12 protein-coding genes are annotated in these 10,236 nt (G+C 63.8%); all 12 read left to right on the top strand.

Translation table 11 applies throughout. The annotated features are described in order from the left end of the window. On the top strand, positions 1 to 1,690 hold a 1,690-nt coding region (gene lepA, locus ABNU97_RS15850; RefSeq protein ID WP_348767645.1), incomplete at its 5' end, for a translation elongation factor 4. Positions 1,691 to 1,696: 6 nt separating this feature from the next. Next, positions 1,697 to 2,476 carry a signal peptidase I gene (gene lepB / locus ABNU97_RS15845; protein ID WP_348767644.1) on the top strand — a complete coding sequence of 260 codons (780 nt, stop codon included), beginning with the start codon at positions 1,697 to 1,699 and terminating at the stop codon, positions 2,474 to 2,476. A 45-nt stretch (positions 2,477 to 2,521) separates the two neighbouring features. After that, a complete protein-coding gene (locus ABNU97_RS15840; protein ID WP_348767643.1) occupies positions 2,522 to 2,932 on the top strand; it encodes a DUF4845 domain-containing protein in 411 nt (136 codons plus the stop codon). Continuing rightward, entirely contained in the window at positions 2,919 to 3,620 is a 702-nt protein-coding gene (rnc, locus tag ABNU97_RS15835; protein ID WP_348767642.1) for a ribonuclease III, read from the top strand. The genes ABNU97_RS15840 and rnc overlap by 14 nt, the downstream gene beginning before the upstream one ends. 19 nt (positions 3,621 to 3,639) lie before the next feature. Further along, a complete protein-coding gene (gene era, locus ABNU97_RS15830) occupies positions 3,640 to 4,533 on the top strand; it encodes a GTPase Era (RefSeq protein ID WP_348767641.1) in 894 nt (297 codons plus the stop codon). Between the two features lie 128 nt (positions 4,534 to 4,661). Then, the gene (gene recO / locus ABNU97_RS15825) at positions 4,662 to 5,429 is read left to right on the top strand and encodes a DNA repair protein RecO (RefSeq protein WP_348767640.1); all 768 of its coding nucleotides are present in this window, start codon (positions 4,662 to 4,664) and stop codon (positions 5,427 to 5,429) included. Continuing rightward, complete coding sequence (locus ABNU97_RS15820) at positions 5,426 to 6,187, top strand: pyridoxine 5'-phosphate synthase (RefSeq protein ID WP_348767639.1); 762 nt, start codon at positions 5,426 to 5,428, stop codon at positions 6,185 to 6,187. Before recO ends, ABNU97_RS15820 begins: the two co-directional genes overlap by 4 nt. Positions 6,188 to 6,260: 73 nt before the next feature. Then, complete coding sequence (gene cysM / locus ABNU97_RS15815) at positions 6,261 to 7,181, top strand: cysteine synthase CysM (RefSeq protein WP_348767638.1); 921 nt, start codon at positions 6,261 to 6,263, stop codon at positions 7,179 to 7,181. 49 nt (positions 7,182 to 7,230) lie between these two features. After that, positions 7,231 to 8,574 carry a 23S rRNA (uracil(1939)-C(5))-methyltransferase RlmD gene (gene rlmD / locus ABNU97_RS15810; RefSeq protein WP_348767637.1) on the top strand — a complete coding sequence of 448 codons (1,344 nt, stop codon included), beginning with the start codon at positions 7,231 to 7,233 and terminating at the stop codon, positions 8,572 to 8,574. Positions 8,575 to 8,609: 35 nt separating this feature from the next. Then, a complete protein-coding gene (locus ABNU97_RS15805; protein ID WP_348767636.1) occupies positions 8,610 to 9,083 on the top strand; it encodes a CYTH domain-containing protein in 474 nt (157 codons plus the stop codon). Next, complete coding sequence (locus tag ABNU97_RS15800) at positions 9,083 to 9,574, top strand: L,D-transpeptidase (RefSeq protein WP_348767646.1); 492 nt, start codon at positions 9,083 to 9,085, stop codon at positions 9,572 to 9,574. Before ABNU97_RS15805 ends, ABNU97_RS15800 begins: the two co-directional genes overlap by 1 nt. Next, the coding region (gene nagZ, locus ABNU97_RS15795; protein WP_348767635.1) for a beta-N-acetylhexosaminidase at positions 9,567 to 10,236 on the top strand (670 nt) is incomplete at its 3' end. The genes ABNU97_RS15800 and nagZ, both read left to right, overlap by 8 nt.

The following is a 10,236-nucleotide window of genomic DNA, read 5'->3' as shown; positions in this document are numbered from 1 at the left end:
GGCCGAACAGGTGCTCGATTCGATGGATCTCGAGCGGGAGGTCGGTATCACCATCAAGGCCCAGGCGGTCACGCTCGATTACGAGGCGGCCGACGGGGAAACCTATACCCTGAATTTCATCGATACGCCGGGGCACGTGGATTTCTCCTACGAGGTCTCGCGGTCGCTGTTTGCCTGTGAAGGCGCGTTGTTGGTAGTGGATGCATCCCAGGGCGTCGAAGCCCAGAGCGTGGCCAATACCTACACCGCGATCGAGCAGGATCTGGAAGTCCTGCCGGTGCTCAACAAGATCGACCTGCCGGCGGCCGACCCCGATCGCGTGGCCCAGCAGATCGAAGACGTCATCGGTATCGACGCCACCGAGCGGCTGCTGTGTTCAGCCAAGTCCGGCGAAGGCATCACCGAAGTGCTGGAGGCGATCATCCGGCGCATACCTCCGCCGGAAGGCGACCCGGAGGCGCCGCTGCAGGCGTTGATCGTGGATTCCTGGTTCGACAACTACCTGGGCGTGGTGTCGCTGGTGCGTATTCGCAACGGCCGCCTCGCCAAGGGCGACCGGATGAAGGTGATGTCCACCGCGCGCGAGTACCAGGTCGACGACGTGGGCATCTTCACGCCCAAGAAAAAGCCGCTCGATGCGCTGGAAGTGGGCGAAGTGGGCTACGTGATCGCCGGCATCAAGGACATCGACGGCGCGCCGGTGGGCGATACGCTCACCCATGCCCACAATCCCTGTGCCGAACGCGTGCCCGGCTTCAAGCAGGTTCAGCCGCGCGTGTTCGCGGGCGTGTTCACCGTCAACTCTGACGACTACGAGGATTTTCGCGACGCGCTGTCCAAGCTGCGCCTGAACGATTCGTCCCTGAATTACGAGCCGGAGACCTCGGCGGCCTTGGGCTTCGGCTTTCGGATCGGCTTTCTGGGCATGCTGCACATGGAGATCGTGCAGGAGCGTCTTGAACGCGAATACGGCCTCGATCTGATTACGACCGCGCCGACCGTGGTCTATGAAGTGCTCACCACAAGCGGCGACGTCCAGGCCATCAGCAATCCGCAATCCCTGCCCAGCCTGGGCGAGATCGACGAAATCCGTGAGCCGATCATCCATGCGAGCATCCTCATGCCGCAGGAATTCGTGGGCCCGGTGCTGCAGCTGTGCATGGAAAAGCGCGGCGTGCAGAAGGACATGAACTACATGGGCAACTCCGTTGCCATGAACTTCGAACTGCCGCTGTCGGAGGTCGTGCTGGACTTCTTCGACCGACTGAAGTCGGTCTCGCGCGGCTTTGCCTCCTTCGAATACGATTTTGCCCGCTTCCAGGCCGCGGATCTGGTCCGCCTGGACGTGCTCATCAACGGCGAAGCGGTCGATGCGCTGGCGCATATTGTGCATCGCGACAAGGCCTACGAGCGCGGCAAGGTGCTCGTCGAAAAGCTCAAGAAAATCGTGCCGCGCCAGATGTTCGACGTGGCCATTCAGGCGGCGATCGGCACGCGCATCGTGGCCCGCTCCACGGTCAAGGCCATGCGCAAGAACGTGACCGCGAAGTGCTACGGCGGCGACGTGTCACGCAAGCGCAAGCTGCTCGAAAAGCAGAAAGAAGGCAAGAAGCGCATGAAGCAGGTGGGCAGCGTGGAAATTCCGCAGGAAGCGTTTCTTGCCGTGTTGTCGACCGACGATTCGGACTAGCCCGTAATGAACAACGTGCATATGGATTTCGAAGCCTGGCTCGCGCTCGCCACCATCGCGACCGGCATTATCTGGCTGGTGGATCGTTTGCTGCTCGCGCCGAAGCGCGACAAGAGCGACGAGCCGAATGGCTTCATCGAGTTCGCGCGTTCCTTCTTTCCGGTTCTGCTGGCGGTGCTGCTGCTGCGTGCCTTCGTGTTCGAGCCGTTTCGTATCCCCTCGAAGTCGATGGTACCCACGCTGCTGGTGGGCGATTTCGTGCTGGTGAACAAGTTCAGCTACGGCCTGCGTGCGCCGGTTTTTCATACCAAGTTTCTGGATCTAGGCGAACCGGAGCGCGGCGATGTGGTGGTGTTTCGCTATCCGCCCGATCCGACCAAGGACTACATCAAGCGCGTGATCGGAATGCCCGGCGATCAGATCACCTATGCCGACGAGCACCTGTTCATCAACGGCGAGCCGGTGGATCTGGAGCAGCTGGGCGTCTATGACGGTCCGGATGCCGATGCGCTATCGACCATGCACCAGTTCATGGAAACGCTGCCGGAAGGCATGCAGCACCCCATACTCCAGGTGGATGGCCGCCGTGGCCCCGATGTAAGCGTGACGGTTCCCGAGAACAAGTATTTTGTCATGGGCGACAACCGCGACAACAGCGCGGACTCCCGCGTATGGGGTTTCGTGCCGGAAGAAAACCTGGTGGGCAAGGCCTTCATGATCTGGATGAGCGTGGACTTCTCCGAATTCGATGTGCGCTTCTCGCGCATCGGTCATATTCTGCATTGACGGGCCGATAACAGATAAAACCCAGCCGAGCAGGACGAGCACGATATGTCTGCCAAACCCTCAATCTCTGTGAGCCCGCAACGCCAGCGCGGCATGACCATGTGGTCGCTGATTTACGTATTGGCAACGCTCGGCCTGTTGTTGCTGGTCGCCATCAGGAGCGTGCCCGTTTATCTGACCGCCTACGACATCCGCGAAACCATCGAGTGGGCCGCCGAACAGCCCAAGCTCAAGACGGCCCCTGCGGCGGCCATCCAACAGGCGATTCAGCGTCGCTTCGATTCCGGCTACGTTGACAACATCACCGGCCGTGATGTGGCCGTCAGCCGGGTCGGCGGCGGCGGGCGCGAGCTTTCCGTGGCCTACGAGGTACGCCGGCCGTTGCTTTTCAATATTTCCATGGTGTACTCCTTCGAGGAAAAAGCGCTTCTGACCGGTGACAATGGGGCCGAGTGATACCAACCGCGAGCAGGTGTGCGCCACGCTCGAGCAACACCTCGACTACGTCTTTACCGACCGCGCGCTGCTCAAGCGCGCGCTAACGCATCGCAGCGCGGAGGCCGATCATAACGAGCGGCTGGAATTCCTGGGCGACGGCGTACTCAACTTCACTATTGCCGCGGCGCTGTTCGAGCAGTGCCCGGACGCGCCGGAAGGCGATCTGTCGCGCCTGCGGGCGTCGCTGGTGCGAGAAGCCACGCTGGCTGCGATCGCACGCGAAATCGAACTGGGCGCGGCCATCGTGCTCGGGCCGGGCGAAATGCGTAACGGCAGCCGGCGCCGTGCGTCGATTCTGGCCGACGGCGTCGAGGCCCTGCTGGGCGCGATCTACTGTGAAGCCGGCTTCGATGCCGCGCGGCGCGTGATCCTGCGCCTGTATACGAAGCGGCTTGCGAACCTGCCGACGGCGGCCAGCCTCAAGGACGCCAAGACCCAACTACAGGAATGGCTGCAGGCGCGTGCGCGCAGCCGTCCCGAATACGAACTGGTGCAGGTTACCGGCGCCGATCACTGCCAGCACTTCGTGGCGCGCTGTCGGCTTGCCGACAGCGGCGACAGCGTCGAAGGCGAGGGCGGGGGTCGACGCAAGGCCGAACAGGACGCAGCACGGCGCATGCTCACGAAACTTGGCGCCGACTCATGACAGCAAAGGATATTCATCGATGAACGACACTTCCCCCACGCGCAGTGGCATGGTCGCCCTGGTGGGCCGCCCCAACGTCGGCAAGTCGACGCTGGTGAATGCGCTGGTCGGCGAGAAGGTCAGTATCGTCACGCCCAAGCCGCAGACCACGCGTCATCGGATTGTCGGCGTGCTCACCCAGCCGGGCCTGCAGATCGCGCTGGTGGATACCCCGGGGCTGCATACCGGTCAGCGCAGCGCGCTCAATCGCGTGCTCAACGAAACCGCCATGTCCAGCCTGGCGGGCATCGACGTGGTGTTGTTCGTGGTGGAGGCAGGGCAATGGCGCGCCGAAGACGCTGCCGCGCTGGAACGGCTGGCGTCGATTCGTACGCCGGTGGGCCTGGTGATCAACAAGGTCGATCGCGTGGCCGACAAGACCGAACTGCTGCCGTTCATCGAGCAGATGAATGCGCGCCGCGAGTTCGCGTTCGTCGCGCCGGTATCGGCACAGAAGCACAAGAACCTCGATTCGGTGGTCGCCGAGTGCGCACAGCGCATGCCGGAAGGGCCGTTTCTGTTCCCCGAGGATGAATACACCGATCGCAACCTGCGATTCATCGCCGCCGAGACGGTGCGCGAAAAACTCACCATGTACATGCAGCAGGAGCTGCCGTACTCGGCCGCGGTGGAAATCGAGCGCTTTGAGCAAGGCGGCGAGCAGATCGAGATCCATGCCTGTATCTGGGTGTCGCGCGACAATCACAAGGCCATGGTGATCGGCAAGGGCGGCGCGATGCTCAAGAAAATCGGGCGTGCGGCCCGCCTGGACCTGGTCGACCGCCTGCAGCATCGGGTCGATCTGCGCCTGTGGGTGAAGGTGCGCGAAAACTGGATCGACAGCGAAGCCAGCGTGCGCGATCTGGGGCATTGATCGAGGCGGCCGGCCGGTGCAATCGCTATCCAGGCACTAACGCCGATGACGCTCGGTAAACGTGACGCGGCACGCGACGGGCGCGGGTCCCTGCCGGGAGCGATCAACGACCGTGGAAGAACCTAAGCGTGCGCGTTGATCTAACGCCGGCTATCGTGCTTCACCGCCGTGCATGGCGGGAGACAAGCTTCATCGTCGAAGCCTTCTCTCGTGAGCACGGGCGTATCGGCGTGGTCGCCAAGGGCGCAAGACGGCCGAAGTCGCGCTGGCGCGGGCTGCTGGAGCCGTTGGCAGCACTGGAACTCGCCTGGTCGGGGCGCGGCGAGCTCTACACGCTCACCGATATCGATACGCGGCGGCGCCACAGCCTGGCCGGCAACGCACTGATGGCCGGTTTCTATGCCAGCGAACTGGTCATGCGCCTGACCGCCCGCGACGATCCGCACCCGGCTATTCACGACAGTCTCGCGGCGTTGCTGGTAGCCCTCGACGACCGCGCGCCGGCCGTGGTGGCGCTACGCTTTTTCGAGCGGGATCTGCTCGACGAGCTGGGTTACGGTGTACCGCTGGATATCACCAGCGATACCGGCGAACCGGTCGAGGCCGCGGTCGAATACGTCTATGCGCCTGAACTCGGCCTGCGGCGTCGTGTGGGCCGTGTCGACGATGACGAGGTGGCCATTGCCGGCAGCGCCCTGCAGGGCCTGGTGAGCGGACGCTTTGGCGGGCGTGCCGACGTGCATGCCGCGCGCACCCTCATGCAGCGGGCCATTGCACCGCATCTTGGCACCCAGCCCTTGAAATCCGTACAAACGCTCAAAGCAATGCAGGCATTTAAGGCGTCCGGCGTGGCGTCTACCGAGCCCGATAATTCGCCTTCCGGAGACTGTCAATGAACGACTCGACCAATGGTCATGCACCGCTGCGCCTGGGCGTGAACGTGGATCACGTGGCTACGCTGCGCCAGGCACGCGGCACCCATTACCCCGATGTGGCCGAGGCCGCGCGCGTAGCGATGGCGGCTGGCGCCGACAGCATTACCGTGCATCTGCGCGAAGACCGGCGCCATATCCAGGACGCCGACGTGGAAACGCTGGTGCAGGCCGGCGATGTGCCGATCAACCTCGAAATGGCGCTAACGGCAGAAATGCTGGATATTGCCGAGCGGCTCAAGCCCCGCGATGCCTGTCTGGTACCCGAGAAACGCGAAGAACTCACCACCGAGGGCGGACTCGACGTGTGTGGCCAGCTCAGTGCCGTGCGCGATGCGCTGGATCGGCTGCACGGCGCGGGTATTCAGGCGGCCTTGTTCATCGACCCGGACGCCGACCAGATCGAGGCCGCGGCCGAAGCCGGTGCCCGCTTCATCGAATTGCATACCGGCACCTATGCCGACGCGACCGACCCGGGCGCGCGCGATGAGCAGCTGGCCCGAATCGTCGATGCCGCGGCCCAGGCGCGGGACCTGGGTATCGAGGTGCACGCAGGGCACGGCCTGACGCGCGACAACGTGGCGTCGATCGCGGCGATAGAAGCGATCGTGGAACTCAATATCGGCCACGCGCTGGTCGCGGACGCGGTATTCATGGGCTTGCGCGAAGCCGTGCGCGAAATGCGTGCCGCCATGGACAGCGGCCGGCGCGCACTGCGCTGAGCCAGCCTGGAGCCGCTTATTCCCACTTTCGTCGGTCATTCCCCGGCATGGCCGGCACTGCTAAACTTCGCCAATGAATAGCAATGACACCCGTTACCCGACGCTCGATCATTTCGTCGGCCAGAGCGCGCTGACCCGGCTGCAGCGTCTGCCCGCGAGCTATTCGGCGCATGCGTCCAACACGCTGCTCGCGAAGCTCGAAGGCGACAATCCCGCCGGCTCGGTCAAGGATCGACCGGCCTACAGCATGATCCGGCGCGCCGCCGAACGCGGCGATATCAAGCCGGGCGACACGCTCATCGAAGCCACCTCGGGCAATACCGGCATCGCTCTGGCCATGGTCGCGGCCATGCAGGGCTATCGCATGGTGTTGATCATGCCGGAGAACATGAGCGAAGAACGTCGTGCCTCCATGCGCGCCTATGGCGCCGAAATCATCTCGGTTTCCGAGGCCGAGGGCATGGAGGGCGCACGCGATCTCGCCGCCGAAATGCAGCGCGAGGGCAAGGGCATGGTGCTCGATCAGTTCGCCAACCCCGACAACCCGCGTGCCCATTACGAAACCACCGGCCCCGAGCTGTGGCAGGCGACGAACGGCCAGATCACCCATTTCGTGGCCACGATGGGCACGACCGGCACCATCATGGGCTGCTCGCGCTACCTCAAGGAACAGAATCCGGATATCCAGATCATCGGCGTACAGCCGGCCGGGGAGTCCAAGATTCCGGGCATTCGTCGCTGGCCGGAGGAATATCTGCCCAAGATATTCGAGCCCGAGCGCGTCGACCAGGTCATCGACGTCGATCAGGCCGATGCCGAAACGGCGATGAAGCGCCTCGCCCGCGAAGAGGGCATCTTTGCCGGGCCGTCCTCGGGCGGCAGCGTATTCGCAGCGCTGAACATCGCCCGCGAAGTGGAGAATGCGACCATCGCCATGATCATCTGCGACCGTGGCGATCGCTATCTGTCCACCGGCGTCTACGACAAGCCGTGACCGTGGCCAGCGATCGATCGATAGCCGCCTGCGATAGGCAATCTCTCCGATGAGTCGTCGCCAGCGCCGGCGCAAGCCGGCCGATCGGGGCATCGTCGATATCGTGGATCTGGCCAGCAACGCCCGCGGCGTGGGCCACGTCGACGGCAAGGCGGTATTCGTGGCGGATACGCTGCCCGGCGAACAGGCGCTCTATCGGCCGACCAAGCAGAAGAAAAGCTACGAGGAAGCCGCGCTGGAAACGCTGTTTTCGGCCTCGGCCAAACGCGTCACGCCGCGCTGCGCGCATTTTGGCGTATGCGGCGGCTGCGCGCTTCAGCATGCCGGCGAGAATGCCCAGCTCGAATTCAAGCAGGGCCAGCTCATGGCCGCGCTCGAACGCGTCGGCAAGGTCGAGCCGGAGACGGTGCTCGCGCCGCTGGTGGATACGCGCTGGGGGTATCGCCGCCGGGCGCGTCTGGGCGTGAAATACGTCGAAAAGAAGGGCGGCACGCTTGTGGGCTTTCGCGAACGCGGTGCGCCGTTTATTGCGCTACTCAACCGCTGTGAAGTGCTGGTCGCGCCGGTCGGCAACCGCCTGACCGATCTGGCCGAACTCATCGATGGCCTGTCGATCCGCGAGCGCCTGCCGCAGATCGAAGTGGCTGCGGCCGACAATGCCATCGCGCTGGTCTTTCGCGTGCTCGACCCGCCAAGCGAGGCGGATCGCGAACGGTTACGCGAATTCGGCGAGCGCTTCGATTTCTCGATCTACCTGCAGCCCGGCAACGAAGACACCATCGCGCCGCTGGATGCCGATGCGCCGGCGCTCTACTACGAGCTGCCAGCCTGGGATGCAAAGCTGTATTTCAAGCCGAACGATTTCGTCCAGATCCATGCCGGCATCAATGCCCGCATGATCGAGCAGGCCTTGGCGTTGCTCGAAGTCGACGCGTCGCACGATGTGCTCGAGCTGTTTTCCGGGCTGGGTAATTTTTCGATACCGCTGGCGCGCAAGGCGCGGCGCGTGATCACCGTCGAAGGCGAGCAGGGACTGGTCGAGCGTGCGAGAGACAATGCGCGGGTCAACGGCGTGGACAATATCGAAGCGCACGTGGCCAACCTGTTCGAGCCGCCGGCGGATGCCGACTGGCGCCGCGAGAAAGTCGATCGCGTGCTGATCGACCCGCCGCGCTCGGGTGCCGCAGAGATGCTGGAATCCATCGCTGCGACCGGTGCGGAGCGTATCGTCTATGTTTCCTGTCATCCGGCCACGCTGGCCCGCGACGCCGGCGAGCTGGTGCATCGGTATGGCTACCGATTGACGCATGCCGGCGTGATGGACATGTTCCCGCATACCGCCCACGTCGAGTCGATGGCGGTATTCGTCAAGCAGGGCGGCGAGGGCGCATAGCCAGCCGTTCTGCGCTTGTCTTCACAGGAACGCCGATGGCCACAGAAATCGAACACAAGTTTCTTGTCTGCAATGAAAGCTGGCGCGAACAGGCCCATGCGAGTCAGGATTTCGAGCAGGGGTATCTTTGCGGTGATGGACCCGCCTCGGTACGGGTTCGTATCGAAGGCGAGCAGGCCAATATCAATATCAAGGCAGCCACGGTCGGCACCGTGCGGGCGGAATACGAATATTCCATTCCGCTCGACGAGGCACGGGAAATGCTGGCCTGTCTGTGTGTGGCCCCGCCGGTGGTCAAGACCCGGTACTGGGTACGCCACGCCGGGCATACCTGGGAGGTGGACGTGTTTGTCGGCGCCAACGCGCCGCTGGTGGTCGCCGAGATCGAGCTGAATACGGTCGATGAAGCCTTCGAGCGGCCGGACTGGCTGGGCGAGGAGGTGTCGGACGACCCGCGCTACTACAACCATGCGTTGGCGTTCGAACCGTATTCGAGCTGGGGGGCATGATGGGCAGCAAGCAGCATATCGATATCGATCTGCGTGAACAGACCCTCACGCTGCTCGACGAAGGCGATCGCGAGATCAAGCAATATGATGTGTCGACCGCAGCCAAGGGCGGCGGCGAGTTCGAGGGAAGCAATCAGACGCCGCGCGGCAAACACCGTATTCGCGCGAAGATCGGCGCCGATCAGCCACCGGGCACGGTATTCAAAAATCGTCGCCCGACCGGCGAAATCTATTCCGTCGAACTGGCCGAATCGGCGCCGCGCCGCGACTGGGTACTTTCGCGCATTCTATGGCTTTGCGGCGAGGAGATCGGGCGCAATCGCCTGGGCGGCATGGACAGCATGCGACGGCTGATCTATATCCACGGCGCGGCGGATACCGCGGTCATGGGCAAGCCGGGCTCGACCGGCTGTATTCGCATGTCCAATAGCGACGTCATCGATCTGTTCGACCGGATCGAAGTCGGCACAAAGGTTGTGATTCATGAATGAAACGGTTCCACGGCCCGGGCCGCTAATGGTCGACGTGGCGGGCACGCGGCTGACCTCCGAAGACGAACAGGTGCTCGCCCACCCGGCGGTGGGCAGCGTGATCATCTTCACCCGCAACTACGAAGACCCGGCGCAGCTGACCGAGCTGACCGCGGCCATGCGCCGCGTGCGCCCGAACCTGCTCATTGCGGCCGATCAGGAAGGCGGGCGCGTGCAGCGTTTTCGCGATCACTTCACCCGCGTCGCGCCCATGCGGGCCATCGGCGCGCTCGCCGCGCGCGATCAGGCCGCCGGGCTGCATGCCGCCCGCGAAATCGGCTGGCTACTGGCCACGGAACTGGCCCAGGTGGGCGTGGACATGCCGCTCGCGCCGGTGGTCGATCTCGACTATGGCGCGTCCACCGTCATCGGCGATCGGGCGTTCTCCGGCGATGCGGCGACGGTAGGCGCGCTGGCGCAGGCGCTTGGGGAAGGACTGCGCGATGCCGGCAGTGCCAGTACCGCCAAGCATTTCCCCGGTCACGGTTATGTGGTCGCCGACTCGCATGCCGAGCTGCCGGTGGACGAACGCGATCGCACCGGTCTGGCTGAAGACATGGCCCCCTACGGGGCGCTCATCAAGCAGGGGCTAGATTCGCTGATGATGGCGCATGTGCGCTACC

The sequence above is a fragment of the uncultured Salinisphaera sp. genome (assembly GCF_964012375.1).
In the GTDB taxonomy this organism is placed as follows: Bacteria; Pseudomonadota; Gammaproteobacteria; order Nevskiales; family Salinisphaeraceae; genus Salinisphaera.
Note: the sequence above shows the minus strand (reverse complement) of the source record. Positions and strands in the feature narration are given on the sequence as shown.

What these genes read in the sequence shown, in the direction of transcription:
- lepB (WP_348767644.1), top strand. Translation starts at nt 1,697, where the DNA reads ATGAACAACGTGCATATGGATTTCGAAGCCTGGCTCGCGCTCGCCACC.
- ABNU97_RS15840 (WP_348767643.1), top strand. Translation starts at nt 2,522, where the DNA reads ATGTCTGCCAAACCCTCAATCTCTGTGAGCCCGCAACGCCAGCGCGGC.
- rnc (WP_348767642.1), top strand. Translation starts at nt 2,919, where the DNA reads ATGGGGCCGAGTGATACCAACCGCGAGCAGGTGTGCGCCACGCTCGAG.
- era (WP_348767641.1), top strand. Translation starts at nt 3,640, where the DNA reads ATGAACGACACTTCCCCCACGCGCAGTGGCATGGTCGCCCTGGTGGGC.
- ABNU97_RS15820 (WP_348767639.1), top strand. Translation starts at nt 5,426, where the DNA reads ATGAACGACTCGACCAATGGTCATGCACCGCTGCGCCTGGGCGTGAAC.
- cysM (WP_348767638.1), top strand. Translation starts at nt 6,261, where the DNA reads ATGAATAGCAATGACACCCGTTACCCGACGCTCGATCATTTCGTCGGC.
- rlmD (WP_348767637.1), top strand. Translation starts at nt 7,231, where the DNA reads ATGAGTCGTCGCCAGCGCCGGCGCAAGCCGGCCGATCGGGGCATCGTC.
- ABNU97_RS15805 (WP_348767636.1), top strand. Translation starts at nt 8,610, where the DNA reads ATGGCCACAGAAATCGAACACAAGTTTCTTGTCTGCAATGAAAGCTGG.
- ABNU97_RS15800 (WP_348767646.1), top strand. Translation starts at nt 9,083, where the DNA reads ATGGGCAGCAAGCAGCATATCGATATCGATCTGCGTGAACAGACCCTC.